22 protein-coding genes are annotated in these 19,305 nt (G+C 37.5%); 14 read left to right on the top strand and 8 right to left on the bottom strand.

Going from position 1 to position 19,305, the window contains the following annotated elements; genetic code table 11:
• Positions 1-45 precede the first annotated feature (45 nt).
• From H9649_RS06615 to H9649_RS17825, 7 genes are all read left to right on the top strand, one after another.
• Positions 46-555, top strand: coding sequence for a MepB family protein (locus tag H9649_RS06615; RefSeq protein ID WP_191693947.1), 510 nt, complete (start codon positions 46-48; stop codon positions 553-555).
• Between the two features lie 41 nt (positions 556-596).
• Positions 597-1,079 carry a GNAT family N-acetyltransferase gene (locus H9649_RS06610; protein WP_191693946.1) on the top strand — a complete coding sequence of 161 codons (483 nt, stop codon included), beginning with the start codon at positions 597-599 and terminating at the stop codon, positions 1,077-1,079.
• A 144-nt stretch (positions 1,080-1,223) separates the two neighbouring features.
• Positions 1,224-1,535 carry a hypothetical protein gene (locus tag H9649_RS06605; protein WP_191693945.1) on the top strand — a complete coding sequence of 104 codons (312 nt, stop codon included), beginning with the start codon at positions 1,224-1,226 and terminating at the stop codon, positions 1,533-1,535.
• A 99-nt stretch (positions 1,536-1,634) separates the two neighbouring features.
• Positions 1,635-2,117, top strand: a complete 483-nt coding sequence (locus H9649_RS06600) for an ASCH domain-containing protein (RefSeq protein WP_191693944.1) — start codon at positions 1,635-1,637, stop codon at positions 2,115-2,117.
• A 103-nt stretch (positions 2,118-2,220) separates the two neighbouring features.
• Positions 2,221-2,790 (top strand): tetratricopeptide repeat protein, encoded by a 570-nt coding sequence (locus H9649_RS06595; protein WP_191693943.1) that lies wholly within the window; start codon positions 2,221-2,223, stop codon positions 2,788-2,790.
• Between the two features lie 368 nt (positions 2,791-3,158).
• The gene (locus tag H9649_RS17830; protein WP_225229725.1) at positions 3,159-3,338 is read left to right on the top strand and encodes a hypothetical protein; all 180 of its coding nucleotides are present in this window, start codon (positions 3,159-3,161) and stop codon (positions 3,336-3,338) included.
• Positions 3,339-3,428: 90 nt separating this feature from the next.
• The gene (locus H9649_RS17825; protein WP_225229724.1) at positions 3,429-3,629 is read left to right on the top strand and encodes a hypothetical protein; all 201 of its coding nucleotides are present in this window, start codon (positions 3,429-3,431) and stop codon (positions 3,627-3,629) included.
• A gap of 250 nt (positions 3,630-3,879) precedes the next feature.
• Here H9649_RS17825 and H9649_RS06585 read toward each other — a convergent pair whose 3' ends face one another.
• The 3 genes from H9649_RS06585 to H9649_RS06575 form a co-directional block, all read right to left on the bottom strand.
• Positions 3,880-4,986 (bottom strand): DUF1648 domain-containing protein, encoded by a 1,107-nt coding sequence (locus tag H9649_RS06585; protein WP_191693942.1) that lies wholly within the window; start codon positions 4,984-4,986, stop codon positions 3,880-3,882.
• A gap of 4 nt (positions 4,987-4,990) precedes the next feature.
• Positions 4,991-5,368, bottom strand: a complete 378-nt coding sequence (locus tag H9649_RS06580) for a GntR family transcriptional regulator (protein ID WP_191693941.1) — start codon at positions 5,366-5,368, stop codon at positions 4,991-4,993.
• 104 nt (positions 5,369-5,472) lie between these two features.
• Positions 5,473-6,975 (bottom strand): polysaccharide deacetylase family protein, encoded by a 1,503-nt coding sequence (locus H9649_RS06575; protein WP_191693940.1) that lies wholly within the window; start codon positions 6,973-6,975, stop codon positions 5,473-5,475.
• Between the two features lie 374 nt (positions 6,976-7,349).
• Here H9649_RS06575 and trhO point away from each other — a divergent pair, with 374 nt between their 5' ends.
• The 3 genes from trhO (at position 7,350) to H9649_RS06560 (ending at position 10,358) form a co-directional block, all read left to right on the top strand.
• Positions 7,350-8,327, top strand: a complete 978-nt coding sequence (gene trhO / locus H9649_RS06570) for an oxygen-dependent tRNA uridine(34) hydroxylase TrhO (RefSeq protein WP_191693939.1) — start codon at positions 7,350-7,352, stop codon at positions 8,325-8,327.
• A 187-nt stretch (positions 8,328-8,514) separates the two neighbouring features.
• Positions 8,515-9,975: a vWA domain-containing protein gene (locus tag H9649_RS06565; protein WP_191693938.1), complete on the top strand. Its 1,461-nt coding sequence runs from the start codon at positions 8,515-8,517 to the stop codon at positions 9,973-9,975.
• Positions 9,976-10,172: 197 nt separating this feature from the next.
• Entirely contained in the window at positions 10,173-10,358 is a 186-nt protein-coding gene (locus H9649_RS06560) for a hypothetical protein (protein ID WP_191693937.1), read from the top strand.
• Positions 10,359-10,470: 112 nt separating this feature from the next.
• On the opposite strand, the gene H9649_RS06555 is transcribed toward H9649_RS06560, so the two are convergent.
• Entirely contained in the window at positions 10,471-12,834 is a 2,364-nt protein-coding gene (locus H9649_RS06555; RefSeq protein ID WP_191693936.1) for a bifunctional diguanylate cyclase/phosphodiesterase, read from the bottom strand.
• A gap of 216 nt (positions 12,835-13,050) precedes the next feature.
• Here H9649_RS06555 and H9649_RS06550 point away from each other — a divergent pair, with 216 nt between their 5' ends.
• Positions 13,051-13,869, top strand: a complete 819-nt coding sequence (locus tag H9649_RS06550; RefSeq protein ID WP_191693935.1) for a DUF368 domain-containing protein — start codon at positions 13,051-13,053, stop codon at positions 13,867-13,869.
• Positions 13,870-13,881: 12 nt separating this feature from the next.
• Here the strand turns inward: H9649_RS06550 and H9649_RS06545 are convergent, their stop codons facing one another.
• From H9649_RS06545 to H9649_RS06535, 3 genes are all read right to left on the bottom strand, one after another.
• Positions 13,882-14,238, bottom strand: coding sequence for a DUF5658 family protein (locus H9649_RS06545; RefSeq protein ID WP_191693934.1), 357 nt, complete (start codon positions 14,236-14,238; stop codon positions 13,882-13,884).
• A gap of 372 nt (positions 14,239-14,610) precedes the next feature.
• Positions 14,611-15,060, bottom strand: a complete 450-nt coding sequence (locus H9649_RS06540) for an ImmA/IrrE family metallo-endopeptidase (RefSeq protein ID WP_191693933.1) — start codon at positions 15,058-15,060, stop codon at positions 14,611-14,613.
• A gap of 9 nt (positions 15,061-15,069) precedes the next feature.
• The gene (locus H9649_RS06535; protein ID WP_191693932.1) at positions 15,070-15,405 is read right to left on the bottom strand and encodes a helix-turn-helix domain-containing protein; all 336 of its coding nucleotides are present in this window, start codon (positions 15,403-15,405) and stop codon (positions 15,070-15,072) included.
• A gap of 173 nt (positions 15,406-15,578) precedes the next feature.
• Here H9649_RS06535 and H9649_RS06530 point away from each other — a divergent pair, with 173 nt between their 5' ends.
• The 3 genes from H9649_RS06530 to H9649_RS06520 all read left to right on the top strand — a co-directional run bounded on the left by H9649_RS06530 (position 15,579) and on the right by H9649_RS06520 (position 17,288).
• Positions 15,579-16,001 (top strand): helix-turn-helix transcriptional regulator, encoded by a 423-nt coding sequence (locus H9649_RS06530; protein WP_191693931.1) that lies wholly within the window; start codon positions 15,579-15,581, stop codon positions 15,999-16,001.
• Between the two features lie 146 nt (positions 16,002-16,147).
• Positions 16,148-16,348 carry a BhlA/UviB family holin-like peptide gene (locus tag H9649_RS06525; RefSeq protein ID WP_191693930.1) on the top strand — a complete coding sequence of 67 codons (201 nt, stop codon included), beginning with the start codon at positions 16,148-16,150 and terminating at the stop codon, positions 16,346-16,348.
• 142 nt (positions 16,349-16,490) lie between these two features.
• Positions 16,491-17,288, top strand: coding sequence for an N-acetylmuramoyl-L-alanine amidase (locus tag H9649_RS06520; RefSeq protein ID WP_191693929.1), 798 nt, complete (start codon positions 16,491-16,493; stop codon positions 17,286-17,288).
• A 127-nt stretch (positions 17,289-17,415) separates the two neighbouring features.
• Here H9649_RS06520 and H9649_RS06515 read toward each other — a convergent pair whose 3' ends face one another.
• Entirely contained in the window at positions 17,416-18,909 is a 1,494-nt protein-coding gene (locus tag H9649_RS06515) for a catalase (protein WP_191693928.1), read from the bottom strand.
• Positions 18,910-19,305 lie beyond the last annotated feature (396 nt).

Raw genomic sequence — 19,305 nt, 5'->3', positions numbered from 1 at the left:
GTGGAAATTGTTAAATCGGTAATAGTAAAATCGAGGAGTAGAACAATGAAAGATTTTTATGAAGCATTAACCTATGTAAGTAAAATGATTTATGAGCCAAATGATTTACTGGTAAGTTCGGTTCAAGAAGAAAAACAAAACTCTAAGTATGCTGCTGGTACATTTAAAATTTCTTCTAGAACAGTTCGATTCAGAGTAGCGAATATAACTCCTACAAAAACAGGTCAGTTTGTTGCGTTTTGGGAAAAAGATGAAAACAATATAAATCAACCCTATTCATATGAGGAAGCACCTGAATTATTAATAATAACTACCTTTAAAAATGTTAGTGAGTTTGGACAATTTATTTTTCCGAAAGAAATTCTCTTGAAAAAGAATATTTTAAGCTCCAATTCAACAAAGGGGAAAATGGCATTAAGAGTTTATCCAAGCTGGGATAGTCCTCCTAGTAAACAAGCGATTAAAACACAAGAATGGCAGTTGCCCTACTTTGTTGATATGAGCAACCTGAATGAATTAGCCGAAAGAAAAATGGTAGAACTCTATTCTTTTTAAATCTATATATTAGCGTACTCTAATCGAACAGGGGAGAGAATATGAAGTTATTTTTAGAAAATATGAATGAAAAATTAGCAAGAGATATTCTTAGCTGGGAATATGAACAACCATATGATTTCTACAATAGTGAAGTGACTGATGAAGATTTGATGGAAAGACTTGATGGCTCATACATTGCACTTGTTAATGATAAACAAGAAGTAGTTGGATTTTATTGCACAGGAGAGAATGCTCAAGTTCCTGTTGGGAAATTAGATGGTGTTTATTTAGAGGACTCAATTGATTTGGGACTTGGTATGAATCCTAAATTTGTGGGCAAAGGTATCAGTTTTGAATTTTGCTCTTTTATACTTTGTCATATTCAAAAAAACAATAAAGGTAATCCAATCAGACTAACTGTGGCAAAGTTCAATCAAAGAGCAATCCATTTATATGAAAAGCTTGGTTTTGTTAAAGTGGACGAATTTAGCACGGATTATGCAGAATTTATGACAATGGTAAAAAAGACGAATTATAAGTAGTTTAACAGCACCTTTTATAAAATTAATGAGATGCGTTTGTTAAGTTCTATTTTCAAAGTTAGTTGGTGATTGCCATGCAACAATCGGGCCGAATTGTCGGATTAGTTATTGGGAAATTCCGAAGTAATTGTAGGAGGTAACGATGTGAAGAAACTTTCATTCGTTTTTGGTGTAATTCTGTTGGTTATAATCCTGTCATTTATAAGCCCGTATAATTTACTCCATCATTTTAATGCAGAGAGTAAAGTCACTAAGATACTCGCGGACCCCGAGGTTAAATTAGCATTATTTGATGACGAGACTGAAATAGAGAATATTAAATATCTTGGTAGTAATTTCTATCAAGTAAAAACTGAAAATGGCATTTATGTAATGGATATAAAAAATAGGAAATCTACGCACATCATTGACGTCTATGAACACAAAATAAGTGTCAAAAAATTTCACGTAAAATGAACAGCATCATTAATCAATCGGGGACAATTCACTAATAATATCCGTTCTTTAAACGGGCCAGGTTGTTCGATAAAGATAAAACTAACGGGGGTAAAAATTATGAATCAAGCTACAAAAACATACTGGGATGAATATTGGGGGAATCAAGAAAAACCACAATCTGTTACTGCATGGCAATTCGGGGCTTCACCTGATTACCTTGCAGGGTTAGTAGTTGATGGCATTAAAACTGCAACATGTTCAGGTCACATATTCTATGAACTAGAGAACGAACCACTTCCAACAACGGAAGATTACAATATTATTCTAAACAGTGACGATAAACCTGTAGCGATCACTAAGACTGTAGAGGTTACGATAACACCAATGAATAAGGTCAGTGAGGAGTTCGCAATTGCGGAAGGTGAAGGAGATAGAACTTACCGATATTGGTGGGAAGCACATGAGGAATTTTTTAGAAAAGAACTAAATTCGATTGAACGTGAATTTTCGGATGACATGCTTCTCGTTTGTGAACGTTTTGAAGTGATTCATGTAAAAGATGAACAAGTCGGTAAAGCCTTAAGCAATCGGGGGCGATAGTAGCATAGCGGTTTTCCAGAATCTGGCCATTTTGCGATGTATATAAACTTTTTTAATAAGGGTTTTTTATTTTTTGAAAGACGTATTCAGAGGAGGGGTAGACGTGAATATAGCAGAATTCAAAGAAAATTTATCCACTCTCAATGAGATTATTTACTTTGATAAAGGACAGTATCTTCGTGAAAAGACCTCTAAACCTATAATACTAAACCAGATTATTAGCCAAGGAGAAGGCTTATTAGAAAGCCTTAAGGAAAATGATAAGTATTTTCTTTATGGGTCTTTGGGGAATTTATACAGAATCAATGAACAACCCCAAAAAGCAATTAACTGTTTAACATATTGTCTTAATCAAGCAGTAGTAGAAAGAAACCCTACAAGGGAAATCGTTTCTTTAATTCGTCTTGGTGAGGCTCTTAAATACGACAACAATCATAAAAAAGCTTTGGACCATTTTAATAAAGCTTTGGGAATGTGTGAAGCTCACAAAATTGATGAATACTTGGATTTCGTACTGCAACACAAAGGTAAATGTCTAATGGAATTAGCAATGCTAAATGAAGCTGAAGAATGCTTTCAAAAAGCATTGATACTAAGAAAATCAAAAGGAAATCGTTCCTTAATTGACTCAACTGAACAAGCAATTGAATTAGTAAAAGAAATGCAAAGATAAATATGTGCAATAAGCGTGTGTATTAAGCTATCGGGGGCGTTTTTTAAGTACTACACACTTAGTTGATTGAAGCGGAAGATGGGCGAAAGGCAAAGATGTGCTCACAACGCTTCGCTTCTGCTCGCAAAAGCCGTTCTTCGTGACGGCTTTTCCTGTGGGAGATAGCGGGATAGGCAAGACCCCGCAGTGTCGCGATTTTTGCGACCGAGAAGGCTTCCTCCCGCCCCACGGAAAGCGCCCATCTGCAGCGTAAATCAACAGTATTAGTTATTCCATTAAAGGCTGCGTTTGCATAATGAGGACTGGGTCTCAAACGGGCCCTTTTTATTTAAGATTGTCGCAAGGAAGTAATTAGTAAGGGGAATACAATGAAACCTAAAATGACCAGAAAAGATTTATTAGACAACGACAATATATGGAACGCTATTATATCAGTCATAAGTGAAGGTGATTTATCAACTAAAGACACAGTTTTAAATGAAGCATTTATTGTATTTCAATACTATTCTGAGCTTGAAAGTGGAGGACACGAAACTTTACTGAATTAGCCTGAATCGTATATCGAAGAAATAAGCATTGAAACTTATTTAAACAAATTAATAGCTATCCTTGAGAAAATTGGTGCTCATGAATATGCAATGATTGAGAAAAAGTTTGGTCAAGAGATGTGGAGATTGTACATTGCTCTAGATAATGATGAGATAGAAGAAGATGAATTTTATGATGTTATTGAAAAGGCTGATGATGAATACCATAAACTTAATGGCATATTAGAGAAATTATTAGAAACTTACTTCGTTAGTATTCATACTGATTTAATAGATGTTATTGAAGATTAACCAATAAAGGATGATATAGTACCTTCTATAATCGAGAATGATTATGTGAAAAAATCAGATGCTAGCACCTAGTTGATTAAAGAGAATGCCGGCGACTCCTGCGGGAATAGCATTAGCCGAAGACCCTGGGCTGAGCGAAGCGGTAGGAGCAAATCTTTGCAATTAGCAAGGGTAGTGGCTGAGGCCATGCGCGCGGAAAGCAGCCGGCTGGAGCGAAAATCAACGTCTATCGAATTAATTCAATCGTTCTTCATAAAAGAAGCGATATACCTAAAATAATAACGATTGGCAAGAATAGTATAAAATAACCTACCGGATTCCCGAAGTTTATTGTCCATCCAACTCCAAAACGCTTCTCTACAAAGATAGACGGATCATTGCGGTTCACATAAAATACCCCCGCTTTCCAAAAGCGATCGTCGTCATGAGTTGTAATCCCTTCAGCGGAATCTTCTTCAAAAGGAGGCTGTATCCGTGCCCCGCCTTGACCAACTTTAAATGCGTATATGGCAGTGCTGATCAACATGACAAGTGCAAATCCAATTGGAAGAGCCATCATTAAAATCGGACCGCCTAGTTGCCCGTGGATCGTCATCAGTTGGAAATAACCGACAAGTATCGTCATGAGCAGCGTCGTCATAAATAGTATCCAACTCGTATACTTCCTAAAAGAAAGCTGTTGGATTCTAGATGAATTCCTTCTTGCTGCATTTAACTTCATACCGGATTTTTTAGTAAATAGATTGGTCGCAAACATCATCGCCTGTATAATGAACAAAATAAGCAGAATGGCGATGGAGGAAAAAGGGTTTTTCTGAGTGAAAGCATCAGCTGTCCCGTCAATTCCCCAATGTGTAGGAATCTCTTCTGGCAATAACGAATATTGACTTGCTGTATACGAAATTAGACCAAACGTAATAATCATTGGTAATACGAAAAAGAGGGAGGGCAGCATCTCGTCCGCGGATCTTCTGGAGAGATCTGCTACTTGAACTTGTTTTAAGTTGGCACCCCATGCGTTGTCTCGTTTTCTTTTTGTCGTTTTGCCATGGAAGAAAAGATAGAGCACCATACTAAGCGTTATCATTAAAAACAGAATGATTAATCCTCTAAAGACCACTGTTTCTTCTTCAAGATAATCGGTTAAACCGAATGTCGTAAAGTAAATCATACCCATCAATCCGGCGATGAAAATGATTGCAGAATAGGTTTTTTTATAGTTTGCTAGTACGTGATCAGCAATATGGTCTTCGGGTATCGTAACACCAAAAACGATTGTTTTTTTCAGAAGAAAAGGCATTGCACCTTCTATAATTGTTAAAAATGAAATGATTACTAGAAAAATGATGACCGTCATTTCTTTACCCCTCCTTGAATTCTGAAATTAGAGATGAAGCAATCGACATAATTTTTGCTTCTTCCACCCCATAAACGATGGCTTCTGCAATAATCGGCTTTAACAGTTGTATAATAGTGGAAAGTTGCTCTTCGCTAGGCGTTTTCGAATCGTTGACGATAGCGCCTGATTTTGGAATTATGTTTAGAATTTTTTTCCGTTCAAGCTCATGATACGCTTTGTTCACTGTATGCATATTAACACCTAGGTCTGAAGCTAATGAACGAACGGAAGGTAATGGCTCATTCGGTTTTAAATCACCAGCCGCTATGAGTCCTATTAGCTGATTCACCAATTGCGTATATATAGGAATGTCAGAAGTCGTTTCAATTTCAATAAACATTCGTACGGCCTCCAATCTGTTCTAATGATATTATAACAGAAGCGTCTATATACATGCAAAAAGAAAACGATCAGCGAGTGAATCTCTGACCGTTTTCAATCTGCTTACCGGTTATGCAATTCAGCTACTGTGACAAAGGTATAGCCTTCGTTCTCTAAATAAGTGAGGACTCTATCAAGCCCGTCTGCTGTAGACTGATGAATATCATGCATTAGTATCGTACTTCCATCTTGCGTTTTTTGTTGGATGATTTGAAGTAGCTTGTCAGCATTCCTGTATTTCCAATCTAATGTATCTACATTCCATAAGATGACAGGCATCTCCGTCTGCTTGCGTACTTGTTCGTTAACTGCACCATATGGGGGACGGAAAGCTTCAGGTTTTTCACCGGTAACCTTTTCAATAATCATAGAAGTATTGTTAATTTCTTTGCTGACACGGTCTGCGTTCAATTTAGTGAGATCGGCATGATTCCATGTGTGATTTCCAAGTTCATGTCCAGCTTCTTTCACTTCCTTGGCCACTTCCGGATAATATTCGACTCTACTGCCCAACATGAAAAACGTCGCTTTCGCATCATGCTTCTTCAATACTTCTAGAATTTGTCTTGTTACCTTTGGATCTGGTCCATCATCAAAAGTGAGGGCGACAACTTTTCCAGATGCAGATGGTGATTCTAGTGGAGTGTTTTCATCGGTTACAAGTTCTTCCTCTTCGCTGCTAGTTTCACTATCCTTCTCTATTTTAGGTAATTCTGTTGGTGGCTTGTCTGCTATTAAACTCTTATCCAGTTCTTTTTCAGGTTTGAACATGTCCGTCAATAGATACGCTACTTCCTCAATGGGCAAGCTTACAATTGTCGGGCCGAGTGTTTTCTCAGCAATTGTATTTTCATCGAAATAGAAAATGAGTGCATCATCTGAAATTGCAAAGTTTCTATAATTTTTCCAAAGAGGCATAGTATGTGAGTCGATTTCATTCTGCAACAGATGTTTGTTAAGGGAAGCATCTTCGTGAATAGCGGTACGAACTAGTGATGCAACATCTTCCAATCTCTCAGGCGCATGATTAAATAGATCGACAATAGTATACTGTTCTCCGCTTTCAGGAGTCAGATGGAAAGAGCGGATTTCTAAGATTCCATTTGTAGAGTTACCAACAGTGCTATTCGTAACTAGTACAAACGAATAATTCCCTGAATGATGCGTAATCGTTTCGAAAGAGATATTCAATTCACCTGTTATATTTTCGTTTACTTTTCTTTCTTTATTTATTAAATCAATATAATGGGTCTGTGCCGATGTAATATATTCTGTCACTTCGTCGTTAAAAGATTTATGTATACTTTGCGGGTATTGAATTGCAAAAGGGGCATTGCGATCATTTGAGATTTTCGTCACGATTTTAACTCCGGGATAATTGGAGTCTATCTCTTCAATTTGAACGGAATGATCAAGATTTATATCATTCTTCTGCGATTTCGTTGCTGTTTCATGGTTTTCAGATGAATAAATCATTGCTATAGCCGAAATAGTCAAAAGAACAATAGTAATGGAGAAAATAAAATCAATCCATATGGAACGGAACGTGCGTTTTGATCTTTTCATTATGCTAAACTCCCTTTAAATGGTGATTGTGTTGTTTTGTCGAACTCTATAATGTCCTTAATGAATAGACGGAAAGGTGATGAAAATAGTTTTACTAGATGTCGATTATTGTATATTCATAGTATACATGATGTTATCTTCCAATAGAGTTCTATGGAAAATATTGGTTCGTATTAACTATGCATATTGACTGCATTTGGATATAAAGATTTAGGGATTTCCCGCTTTTTCGAACTTGGGATTTATGGTATACTGTCTGATGCCTGGATCTTGCAAATACAGGTGAGCTTTTATGTGTTTACAATCGAATATTGTAAAACCGATCAAGCTGTTATTTCTATTGCAAAGAAAACAAACAGAAGGTGGTCGAAGAAATGGAAACAGGAGCATATCGGATATTGTTGTACTATAAATACGTACACATCGAAGATCCGGAAACGTTTGCTGCCGAACATTTGGCATTTTGTAAAGAACACGGATTAAAAGGGCGTATTCTTATCGGCGCGGAAGGTATTAATGGAACATGTTCTGGAACAGTGGAACAAACTAATGCTTACATGGAAATGATGCATAGTGACGAAAGATTCAAAGATCTTTGGTTCAAAATTGATGAAGCAGATGGACATGCTTTCAAAAAAATGCATGTACGCCATCGTGATGAAATCGTGAACTTGAGCCTTGAAGAAGATATTAACCCGCTGGAATTGACGGGTGAATATTTAAAGCCTGCAGAGTTTTTGAAACGTATGCAAGAAGAAGATACTGTAGTGTTTGATACTCGAAATGATTATGAATATGATCTCGGTCATTTCAGAGGTGCAATTCGTCCAGATGTCGAGAATTTTCGTGATCTTCCTGAATGGGTCCGTGAAAACAAAGAGCTTTTCGAAGGTAAAAAAGTACTTGCTTATTGTACTGGCGGAATCAGATGTGAAAAGTTCACAGGTTGGATGAAGCGCGAAGGTTTTGAAGATGTTGCCCACCTTGAAGGCGGAATTGTCACATATGGCAAAGATCCAGAAGCTAAAGGTCAACTTTGGGATGGACAATGTTATGTATTCGACGAACGGATTGCCGTACCAATCAATCAGGTGGAGCATGTTGTCGTAGGACGAGATCATTTTGACGGTACTCCTTGCGAACGCTATGTGAACTGTGCGAATCCTGAATGTAACGCGAAGATCCTTTGCTCTGAAGAAAACGAACATCTATATATGAGAAGCTGCTCGGATGAATGCCGGGTACATCCTCGAAACCGTTATTTCACAGAAAATAACTTGACAGTCGAAGAGTTTGACGAACGTCTGGCAATGATTGAAGAAGTACGCAATAAATTAGCGTTAACCAAATAAAAAAACAGGTCAAAGCGTATGTTATCGCTCTGACCTGTTTTTTTATTTTTTTAAAAGACTTTAGACATATGTATCATACCAAAAAGGAGGGAATTGATTATACGATTGTAGTATTCTTAACTTGAAATGGAACTAAGTCAGGGGTTTTCCGTATAGGTATTATACTTAAAGAGAGGTGATTATTCATATGAATCGATTTGTATTTCTATTAATAATTTTCTTGTGTATGATAATCGCAGGATGTTCGCAAGATAAAGAAAAACAGAATACACAAACAGAGAGCGACGGAGTAGAAAAAGAATTGAATGCTTCAACAAATGATGTGGACAATCCGAGTGACGGAGAAGCGGGAACAGAAAATACTTCGGCTTCAACTCTTATAACCGATTTTTTAGATGTAGAGCCAGCGCAAACGGTGGAAGAAATTGCATCAATGCCTCCAGGTCAACTGACTAAAGATTTTACGATCGAGAAAGAGACATCGATGTGGAATACGATTGAAGTGCCGAAAGAGATAAGGGAAGAATTTTTGCTGGAAACGAAACCTATCATTCAATCCACAAATGATCCCGAGGTAATCTATCGCTCCATTATGCATTTGCTTGGTGGAGCGAAGTATGAAGAACTCGTCAGTCCGTTCATTACGTACAGTCCTTCATTTGCAGAACCGATTTTGCCTGAACCATATGAGATAACAGAGGGTGGCAAAGAAGTGACGCAACCGGCCAAAGCACTCATATTGTTGGATGCAAGTTCGAGTATGCTTCTACAGGCGGATGGTCGACTGAAAATGGATACCGCGAAAATTGCAGTGAAAAGTTTTGCGATGACAGTTGGAAAAGAAAGTGAAGTCTCCTTATATGTATATGGGCACAAAGGTACTCAAAACAAATCCGATAAAGAATTATCCTGTGGTACAATCGAAGAAGTTTATCCTCTAGGAAAATATGCGGAAAAAAAGTTCAACGAAGCAGTTGATGATGTAAAGGCAAATGGATGGACTCCTTTAGCAGAAGCTATAAAACAAGCAAGATTGGATCATGAAAATACGACAGATGATATTACTGTTTATATCGTAAGCGATGGTGCAGAAACTTGCGGTGGAGATCCTGTGGCGGAAGCCAAAGCTTTTTCGGAATTAGCTAAAGATCGACACGTGAATGTTATTGGTTTTCAGGTAGATAAGGAAGCGGAAAGTCAGTTGAAAGCAGTCGCAGAAGCCGGGAACGGGACCTATATGGCGGCAGATTCATTGGAAGAAATGACTGTTGGCATTTCAAAGATGTGGTTCCCTTCAGATTTGGACCTAGTCAGTCTCGTATACGCTTCGCCAATAGGATGGCCGGAAGCTATGGCATTGAAAAAAGTATTGGATTATGCTTCAAACTCAAAAAAAGCAATTCAAGTGGAAAATGAACGTTTTATTGGAGCTGCCAGGCTATTGCAGGAGGAAGGCTTGATAGATAAAGATATGATGGATTCCGTCCTGAAGCATATAACCCATCAAAAAGAAACCTATGATGAATTGATTGGAGAACTCGAAACTGAAAAGCGACAACTTGTTGATGATGAAGTCAAACGAATAGTTACAAAAATTGAAGACTATCAAGCTAGAGTAAGAACTTTAAAGGAAGAAAATAAAGAGTAGCATATGGATAGATGAAATGGTTATGGTCGATGAATCGGAAACGATTGTAATTAACAGGTTTTTAAGTTTGCTGATGTATGAAGTAATTCAACTACTGTTGTGCGCATACCCTCCGTGTAAACAATCTTCTGGCGTATGCTAAGGGAGAGGGATTTGAAGAATCCTTGTCAACTGGAGTGTCGAAGGAGGGATTGGACATGTTGTTCTATGAAGATGAGATACGAAAAGTGAGTAAAATCGTCGGAACCGAAGGATGGAGTACGATGAGATTGCAAGATCCACGCATTAACGGACAACTGCGTAAAGATCAGATGGCTCGCGAAACTGAAGCGGAAAATCTTGCTTATCGCCGAAAACGATTGTTAGACGGGTATGATTGGTAAGCAAGCGACTCAGAAACACTTAACATAAAGGTTAATAGGATGAAAAAGGTAGCGGCAATTCGTGTTTTAATCCACGATTTGCCGCTATTATTTTTTTATTTAGCTTGCTCAGTCAAACTATTGTCACAGTCTCGATTCGTTCATGTTTTAAAAGTGTCAGCAAATCTTCTGGTCTTTGAGGTTTTGAGTAAAAGAATCCTTGTATATAATCACAACCTTCATTTTTGAGCCACTCGACCTCTTCAATAGATTCCACTCCTTCAACAAGTACATCGAACTTCAAATTATGTCCAAGTTGGATAATGGACCGTACAATCGCTTCCTGCTCAACATGATCCAGCAAATTTTTTAAAAATGAACGGTCAATCTTTAATGTGTCAATTGGTAATTGCTTTAGAACACTGAAGGATGAATAACCTGTACCGAAGTCGTCCAATGAGATTTTTATACCTAAATTCCGGATTTTTGTCAGCATGATGTTTGTTTTTTCCTCAAATACAAATGATGATGACTCTGTAATTTCCAACTCTAAATAGTGAGGATCCATTTGTGTCTCTTCTAAGATTTTTAGGAGAGAAGGGTAGAAATCTTCTTTAGTCAACTGAATCGGAGCTATATTTACAGCAATCACTAGTCTTATATTATGCTCTTCATTCCATCTGCTCCATTGTAAACACGCTTCTCTGACTACCCAACCGCCAATCTTATGGATGAAACCTTTTTCTTCAGCAATCGGTATGAATTCCACAGGTGACACGGAACCGAAAGAAGGGTGAGTCCATCTCAATAAAGCTTCAACACCTTCAATCTGCTCAGACGGCATTTCAATCTTCGGTTGATAATGTAATTGTAATTGTCCTTTTTCAATTGCTGTCGATAACGCATCTTCAATAAGCAACATTCTATTATGCAGCTCTTGCATGAAGAAGTTGAATGCGGTCGTTTGATTCTTTCCATTCTTTTTCGATTCCAACATCGCCCAATCCGCAAATTGAATCAATTCTTCAGCAGAAGTAGCTTTATCAGGATACGTACAAGTTCCAGCACTCGCAGTTATTGTGATGATCGAATTGTTTATAGAAATCGGTGTTTGTATCACTTCTATACAGGTTGCGGCAATGATATGGATAATTTTCACCCGTTCATCTTTAATAAGGATTATGAACTCATCACCCTCTACTCTGGCTAAAAAATCATCTGCTCTCAAAGACGATCGTAACGTCTTGCAAATGCTCTTCAACAATTCGTCACCAGCTTTATGGCCTAGCGTGTCGTTGGCAAATTTCATTCTATCAATATTCAGTTTGATGCATCCGATTTTTTCTGCAGATTCTATCCACTCATCCAAAATAGTTTGCATTTTATATCGATTAGGTAATTTAGTGAGAGAATCATGATAAGCCATAAATGCTATTTGTTGTTCTTTATGATTCCTTTCCGTTATATCACTAATAAACCATAGATGATGATTCATTTCCTCATCCTGAATCGGTCTGCGTTTGATTTCGAAAATATAAGTTCCGAGATTAATCTGATGATTGTCCACTTGGATCGAACCGATGAATAAGGTCGGATGGTAATTGTGCATTTCAGTGAACTGTGAAGGAATGCCTGCATCCATCATCATTTTTCCAAATGTCTTATTAGCATGCAGAATCTTCCCGTGCTGATCTGTTATGACAATACCGTCTGCGACTGAATCCAACAAAATACTTTGTACTAATCCTTGTTTGCGCCACATACGGTCGAATGTGATTGAAAAGAAGAAGAGCGCAAAAATTAGTAACGTAACTGCTGCTACAATCCATGCGAGCAAAGATGTATTAATGCTTGATGTAAGCTCTGTATTCACCGGACTGTTTGAAAAATCTGCAGCCGCCATACCTGTATAATGCATACCTGTAATGGCGATTGCCATAATTAGAGAGTAGAGCATTTTTAATTTCCAAGACATTTTTTTACGTGCATAAGGTGATAAAAATCCTAACCATAATGCAACCCATGAAGCAAAAATGCCTATGAATACCGAAATGATGAACAATAGAGGATCATAAGTAATAATAATCGGTTTAATAGCCATCATTCCTACGTAATGCATTGTTGCTATGCCGGAACCCATTATAATACCAGCTATTATAAATCGGCTAATGCTATTATCTTTCGTTGCCAATAAATAAAAACCTGAATAACAACCAATGACTGCTATGAATACCGACATGACAACGAGGAATGTATTGTAAACTACAGGTACAGGAAAATGAAACGATAACATGGCGATGAAGTGCATGGACCAAATACCAGTCCCAAGTGTAACGCCTCCTGAAATAAGCCAAAATATCTTTGCATTACTTTTTGAAACATTTACCCGTTTTGCAAGATCTATCGAGGCATATGCTGAAATTGTTGCAATAATATATGAGAGAACAACTAAGTAAGGATTATGATGAGCGTGCATTTCCAATAAAGCGTTATCCATTTTCAACACCTCTGAATTCATTAGATAAAGACTATATCGGTTTTAAAAAAGTACATATAAGTAAAAAGAATAAAGTGTAAAATTCATTAAAGCAACAAATAGATAGTTATGTACGTCAATGTAAGATGAATGAGCAAAATCCCATTAAATATGGTTCACATATGATGGAAAATGGTATACTACTCTCATTGAGATATTATTGGAGGAACAATAGTTATGGAATGGAAAAATATTTATCGAGGATTTTTAATGGGAATTAGTGACTTGATTCCGGGTGTGAGTGGAGGGACAATCGCATTCCTTCTAGGGATATACGATCGATTACTAATATCGATCAGTGGCTTTTTTAGCCGCGAATGGAAAAAACATATTGGCTTCTTACTGCCTTTAGGAATTGGGATAGGTCTAACTTTACTGCTATTCAGCAAAGTAATTAAGTTTTTACTTGAAAATTATGAACAACCGACACAATTTTTCTTTTTAGGTCTGATCCTTGGAGTGATTCCGTTTATCTCTAAGCAGGCAGGTGTTAAGAAGAACTTTAAATTTGGACACTTTATTTTGTTGATTGTCGTTGCAGTATTGCTTGCTTCAACTGTGTTTATTAAACCGGCTGATTCGACAATCATCACACAACTGACATTTCAAAATGCGTTAGGTTTATTCTTTGCTGGTTGGGCTGGCAGTATGGCAATGTTGTTGCCGGGTGTTAGTGGCTCGTTCGTTCTGTTGTTGTTAGGTGTCTATGCAACAGCAATCAATGCACTAGCTACGATTAACTTACCGATTATAATCGTTATTGGAGCAGGAGTCATCGTTGGATTTATAGCGAGTAGTAAAATAATCCATTATTTACTCGCGAACTTTACACATGGCATGTTTGCAATCATTATCGGATTAATAATTGGCTCGGTTTTTGTCATCTATCCAGGAATACCAGAAAGCGGTACGCCATTTGTCATGAGCATCATTGCCGTTATTATGGGGTTAATCGTTGCCAATATGTTTAGTGCAATTGATACAACTTCTGATTGACTGTAAATAAAATTAAACAAATGCTATGACGATAACGACCCAATAGATGTGTATGCTCAGAATGATTAAATATAAAACAAGTGCAAACACAATCATGTTTCTAATGATTGATGTCGGATTTATGAAGTGAATCATACTTAGCAATGCAGTTGGAAGGAGTATCTTCACTGCATAAAAAGCTAAGATGCTTGACTGGTATACAATATTCATTAACGGGTTGCTTTCTTCGATCAGACCTTTACGAAGTCCTAAATCAGTGAATGCCGCATCTATTATGCATAGCACTAACAATAGAGTGCTTGTGTGTACGATTGTATTTCGAACAGGTTGTACTGTATTGACGGTTTCCATAAAATCACGCTCCATCATAATTGATCATCATGTGAGATAGCATATGGAGTTTTAACGCAATTTATTCAATCTGTCCCAATCGTAGGAAAACGCAATTAATAAAATGATTCACTTTGGCCAACTGGCATTAATAAAAAATATAGCAAAATCCCGCTCTCACATGAATTTGTGGGAGCGGGATTTTGCATTTTAATTAAATTAAAGTCCATTATGCTCATCTCGTCTGTATTGCGTATTCTAAAGAAAAAAGAAAGAGGAATTGAAAAACGTCGTGTATCCCAGTAACCGTTTACAGAACGATATGTTTCATAATACAAGCTGCGGGATCCCCTTATAACTCAGAAAGGACTCATCTTTTTTTGAAACAGTCGGCTGCATGGAAACACTAAACTATCGTTTAATTAAATAAAGAGGGTCGAAGAAAATATCATAACCTTTATAATGGAGCGAAACTCCGAAACGCGTCTTATAATGTTCAATGGAAGACTGAAGATATTGCTCTGTTACTTCGAGATGACTGCATACTTCTTCAATTGATCTGTAGTTCAATTCGTGGCAGTCAATAAGTTTTTCAAGAGAAACAATCTTTTCATATCCCCATCGCCTCGCTAGTAACTCCAATTTCCAATTACGTATCGTTGATGTATCACTTATGTCACCGTAAGTCGTTTCATAGTGCCCAATTTCTTCAGCCAAAATACAATGCTTTTCATAATTTGAACGGTATTGATCGATTAGAATTATATTATCTAAATACAGTCCGGCCAATCCTGTCGGCAAGGTTTTCACCTCTTTAATGACTAAATTCGGATACTGGGCAATAAGTGATTCATAAGTCATGCGACTACCTCACTTTCTTTGGGATTTTATAAATTGAATATATTTCTTGATTTCCTTTAATTCCAACTCAGTTAAATCATTATCGATATGAGCTGCAATCGTTTCAATCTTGTCTTGTTTTACAGGTATTATCAATCCGAGAATTTCATCAATGGATACATTGAACGTTTCAGCTATGGCTTTCAACATTCTTGTTTTCGGTTCAATGGAACCCGATTCCCATTTTGAAACCATTCCTTTTGTAATGGATAAACTATGTAGTTTGTTTATCCGCATAGCAAATTCCTCTTGTGATAACTTATTTTGAACGCGGATTTTTTTAATTTCAGTACCTAAAGAATGCATGGTGTTACCTCCCTGTCCATTACAATTAGTATATACAAAAGTTTCACTAATGACAACTTATGCTTGCAAGTGAAACAGTAGACATGATACTTTGTATATAAGTTGTTTCATTTATGAAACTTTGAAATGAAAAAGGTTTCGCTAATGAAACTAAATGGATTGGAGGGATTGAAATGACAGAGGAGGAAATGGAGCAGCTAGTAAAGGATTATCATTGGATGGTTAACAGTATATCAGTGATAAAGGAAGGAATGGGGAGTATTGGTGGGTTGACCGCTATATATGGAACGGAAGTTGGTGCTTCCAAAAAAAATGGAGGTCGCAGTGATCCGATTTTTAGAGAAGCTACACGGCGAGAGAGGCGGTTGAAGAAAATTTATGAATTTGAGCAAAAAATAGCTTTTGTGCAAGAACGTTTGCCCCTCATAACGGATGATCGTGAAATGGAGATCTTACACTGGCTACTTGAAGGGAAAAGTTTACGGTGGATTGGTCGTCATATGAAAATTTCAGATCGGCACATCGGGAGGATTAAAGATAAGGTTATTCAACGGTTAACAAGTGGAGATAAGTCGCAAATGTCGCAAAGGTCATAGAAATGACGAATGTGAAAAGGATACGGTACAATGTGAATAAGCAAATAAGAACATGCGTTCCTTTCGTTTAGGGATGAAGTATAATGAGTTCAACTAGGGGGTGTTTATGTTCATCGTATCACTGTTACTTAAAGAGGAGGAGTGTGATGGAAGTTAGGGAAGTGCTCGGTTACTTTTTGACACAAGGTCCGTTTGCCGTATTATTTGTCTGGCTGTTTATGTATCAAGTTAAAAGTAGCGAAGCAAGAGAGCGGCGCTATCAACAGCTATTGACAGCAATGGCGCATAAATTTGATGACATTCTAAAAGAAATTCAAGAAGTGAAAAAGCGATTGCCAAGGAAATAGGCACATCGCTTTTTTTATCGCTTGAAAGGGGTGATGCCGTTGAAAAAAAGAAAATGAGAGGTGGTGATACAGCGGAAAAGAGAAGATTGGACGTTATTTGTTTGTTAAATAAAAAATATAAAATAGAAAAGGGGAAATGGAAATGGTTAAAATTTATATTGATCCAGGTCATGGTGGAACTGATTCAGGTGCGTTAGGAAACGGGTTAAAGGAAAAAGACGTGACACTCGCGATTGCAACACGTGTTAGAAATATGCTTGTGAATGAATATTCAAATGCCACGGTAAGAATGAGTCGTACAGGTGATCAGACTGTCAGCTTAACGCAACGGACAACAGACGCAAATGCATGGGGAGCAGCATTTTATATGAGTATTCATATTAATGCTGGTGGAGGAAATGGATACGAGGATTACATTCATAGTAATTTGTCCGATTCATCTACCACTGCACAAGTACGAAACACAATTCATGCTGAGATTAGTAAATTAATTGAGATGCCGAACCGTGGTAAGAAAAAAGCTGATTTCCATGTGCTACGCGAAACGAACATGCAAGCGATGTTAACTGAGAATGGTTTCATTGATTTTGCATCCAATGCAGCAAAAATGAAGTCATCTGATTGGTTGGACAAAGTAGCTAGAGGTCATGTGAATGGCTTGGAGAAAGCGATCGGTTTGAAAAAGAACAGTACTCCTCCGCCATCAGGCTCTACTTTGTACCGTGTTGTAACAGGCTCTTTTTCTACTCGGAATAATGCTGACCAACGCGTTGCAGAGCTGAAGGCGAAAGGCTTTGATAGTTTTATTGACATTTTTACACAAAGTGGTGTCACATACTATCGAGTCATTACTGGCTCCTTTAAAGATAAAGCAAATGCGGACGAGCAGGTCAATGATTTGAAGAAGGCAGGCTTCGACGCGTTTATAATCGTTGTTTAGAAATAAAGCAATCGATTATTAATAAACAAAAAATGTTTGTGTGAAGATAGTCTCACTTAATTCATTCCAAACAAAAATGAAAACGCCAACGATTCAGGTTTTCCTGTTTCATTGGCGTTTTCTTATTTTATTTATTAACAGAATCTGTTTGCACAACGTTATTTATTTCAATTCCCAATGCTTTTGCAACTCCTTCACCGTAAGCAGGATCTGCTTGGAAACAGTGATCAATATGACGATACTTAATAACATCTGGGGCATCAGCCATATTTCGGGCTGTATTATTAAATAACACTTCTTTTTGTTCATCATCCATTAAGTTAAACAATTTACCTGGTTGAGTGAAATAATCCGAATCATCTTCTCTGAAGTCCCAATGAGCGGCATCTCCATAGACTTTCAAAGGCGGCTCTCTGAAATCAGGTTGTTCTTTCCATTCACCGTAACTGTTTGGTTCATAAGAAGTTCTTGCACCATGGTTTCCGTCCACGCGCATTGCACCATCTCTGTGGTAGCTATGGAAAGGACATTTTGGTGCGTTCACAGGAATTTGGTGATGATTGACTCCTAATCGGTAGCGTTGTGCATCGCCGTAAGAAAACAGGCGGGCTTGTAACATTTTATCTGGAGAGAAACCGATACCAGGAACAATAGCTGCTGGTGTGAATGCTGCTTGTTCAACTTCAGCAAAGTAGTTTTCAGGATTACGATTCAGTTCGAATTCACCAACTTCAATAAGTGGAAATTCTTCTTTGTACCACACTTTTGTCAAATCGAACGGATTATAAGGCATATGGAGTGCCTGCTCTTCCGTCATCACTTGAATGAACATTTTCCACTTAGGGAAATCTCCATTATCAATGCTATTCAATAGATCTCTTTGGTGTGATTCGCGATCAGATCCGACGAGTTCAGTTGCTTGTGCATCTGTTAGATTTTCGATACCTTGCTGGGAGCGGAAATGGAATTTCACCCAAACGCGTTCATTATCCGAATTGATCATACTGTACGTATGACTGCCGAAACCATGCATATGACGATAGGTTTTAGGTATTCCTCGATCGCTCATAACAATTGTAACTTGATGAAGTGCCTCAGGTAGAGATGTCCAAAAATCCCAGTTATTCGTTGCGCTTCTCATATTCGTTCGTGGGTCACGCTTTACAGCATGATTTAAGTCAGGGAAGTGTAAGGCATCCCTGAAAAAGAATACAGGTGTATTGTTACCGACCATGTCCCAATTGCCTTCTTCTGTATAGAACTTTAAAGCAAATCCACGTATATCACGTTCTGCATCAGCTGCTCCTCGTTCACCGGCAACGGTTGAAAATCGCGCAAACATCTCTGTTTGTTTACCAACCTCTGAAAATAACTTAGCTCTTGTATATTTTGTAATGTCATTCGTAACTGTGAATGTTCCATAGGCGGCTGAGCCTTTGGCGTGCATACGTCGTTCGGGAATCACTTCACGGTCGAAATGTGCAAGTTTTTCAATTAACCATACATCTTGTAATAGAACAGGGCCTCGAGGACCAGCAGTCATTGAGTTGTGGTTATCGACGACCGGCGCACCAGCAGCAGTAGTAAGTTTTCGTTGAGAATGATTATCATTGTTTGTCATTGATAATGCCTCCTAGTTCATATTGAGAATTAATTTCTGTATTAACTATAGCATAGGTGTTTCTAGAATACCATACTTATTTATAATTATTATTGTTAAGTAATCGATATTGATTGGAAGTGTTGAACTACGATTAATATAGTAAGGAATGGACAGTTGCCAATATGAAATCCATTACATTGAAAAAAAGTGTCTGTTCGACATTGTACAACGAGATTAATGACAGAATGAACACAAGAAAGGACATCATTAGCTAAAAGTATTGAAGAGTAAGCAAAATATCGGTAAATTGAGTATACGTTAAATGCATTTAATCAGAAAAATACAAATGATTAATTTGGCATACAGCTTGTTTTTAGCGACATGCTTATGAGATTATGCGTGAAATGAAAACGT

The sequence above is a fragment of the Sporosarcina quadrami genome (assembly GCF_014836615.1).
Classification (GTDB): Bacteria; Bacillota; Bacilli; order Bacillales_A; family Planococcaceae; genus Sporosarcina; species Sporosarcina quadrami.
Note: the sequence above shows the minus strand (reverse complement) of the source record. Positions and strands in the feature narration are given on the sequence as shown.

What these genes read in the sequence shown, in the direction of transcription:
- H9649_RS06615 (WP_191693947.1), top strand. Translation starts at nt 46, where the DNA reads ATGAAAGATTTTTATGAAGCATTAACCTATGTAAGTAAAATGATTTAT.
- H9649_RS06610 (WP_191693946.1), top strand. Translation starts at nt 597, where the DNA reads ATGAAGTTATTTTTAGAAAATATGAATGAAAAATTAGCAAGAGATATT.
- H9649_RS06600 (WP_191693944.1), top strand. Translation starts at nt 1,635, where the DNA reads ATGAATCAAGCTACAAAAACATACTGGGATGAATATTGGGGGAATCAA.
- H9649_RS17830 (WP_225229725.1), top strand. Translation starts at nt 3,159, where the DNA reads ATGAAACCTAAAATGACCAGAAAAGATTTATTAGACAACGACAATATA.
- H9649_RS17825 (WP_225229724.1), top strand. Translation starts at nt 3,429, where the DNA reads ATGATTGAGAAAAAGTTTGGTCAAGAGATGTGGAGATTGTACATTGCT.
- H9649_RS06585 (WP_191693942.1), bottom strand. Translation starts at nt 4,986, where the DNA reads ATGACGGTCATCATTTTTCTAGTAATCATTTCATTTTTAACAATTATA.
- H9649_RS06580 (WP_191693941.1), bottom strand. Translation starts at nt 5,368, where the DNA reads ATGTTTATTGAAATTGAAACGACTTCTGACATTCCTATATATACGCAA.
- H9649_RS06575 (WP_191693940.1), bottom strand. Translation starts at nt 6,975, where the DNA reads ATGAAAAGATCAAAACGCACGTTCCGTTCCATATGGATTGATTTTATT.
- trhO (WP_191693939.1), top strand. Translation starts at nt 7,350, where the DNA reads ATGGAAACAGGAGCATATCGGATATTGTTGTACTATAAATACGTACAC.
- H9649_RS06565 (WP_191693938.1), top strand. Translation starts at nt 8,515, where the DNA reads ATGAATCGATTTGTATTTCTATTAATAATTTTCTTGTGTATGATAATC.
- H9649_RS06560 (WP_191693937.1), top strand. Translation starts at nt 10,173, where the DNA reads ATGTTGTTCTATGAAGATGAGATACGAAAAGTGAGTAAAATCGTCGGA.
- H9649_RS06555 (WP_191693936.1), bottom strand. Translation starts at nt 12,834, where the DNA reads ATGGATAACGCTTTATTGGAAATGCACGCTCATCATAATCCTTACTTA.
- H9649_RS06550 (WP_191693935.1), top strand. Translation starts at nt 13,051, where the DNA reads ATGGAATGGAAAAATATTTATCGAGGATTTTTAATGGGAATTAGTGAC.
- H9649_RS06545 (WP_191693934.1), bottom strand. Translation starts at nt 14,238, where the DNA reads ATGATGGAGCGTGATTTTATGGAAACCGTCAATACAGTACAACCTGTT.
- H9649_RS06540 (WP_191693933.1), bottom strand. Translation starts at nt 15,060, where the DNA reads ATGACTTATGAATCACTTATTGCCCAGTATCCGAATTTAGTCATTAAA.
- H9649_RS06535 (WP_191693932.1), bottom strand. Translation starts at nt 15,405, where the DNA reads ATGCATTCTTTAGGTACTGAAATTAAAAAAATCCGCGTTCAAAATAAG.
- H9649_RS06530 (WP_191693931.1), top strand. Translation starts at nt 15,579, where the DNA reads ATGACAGAGGAGGAAATGGAGCAGCTAGTAAAGGATTATCATTGGATG.
- H9649_RS06525 (WP_191693930.1), top strand. Translation starts at nt 16,148, where the DNA reads ATGGAAGTTAGGGAAGTGCTCGGTTACTTTTTGACACAAGGTCCGTTT.
- H9649_RS06520 (WP_191693929.1), top strand. Translation starts at nt 16,491, where the DNA reads ATGGTTAAAATTTATATTGATCCAGGTCATGGTGGAACTGATTCAGGT.
- H9649_RS06515 (WP_191693928.1), bottom strand. Translation starts at nt 18,909, where the DNA reads ATGACAAACAATGATAATCATTCTCAACGAAAACTTACTACTGCTGCT.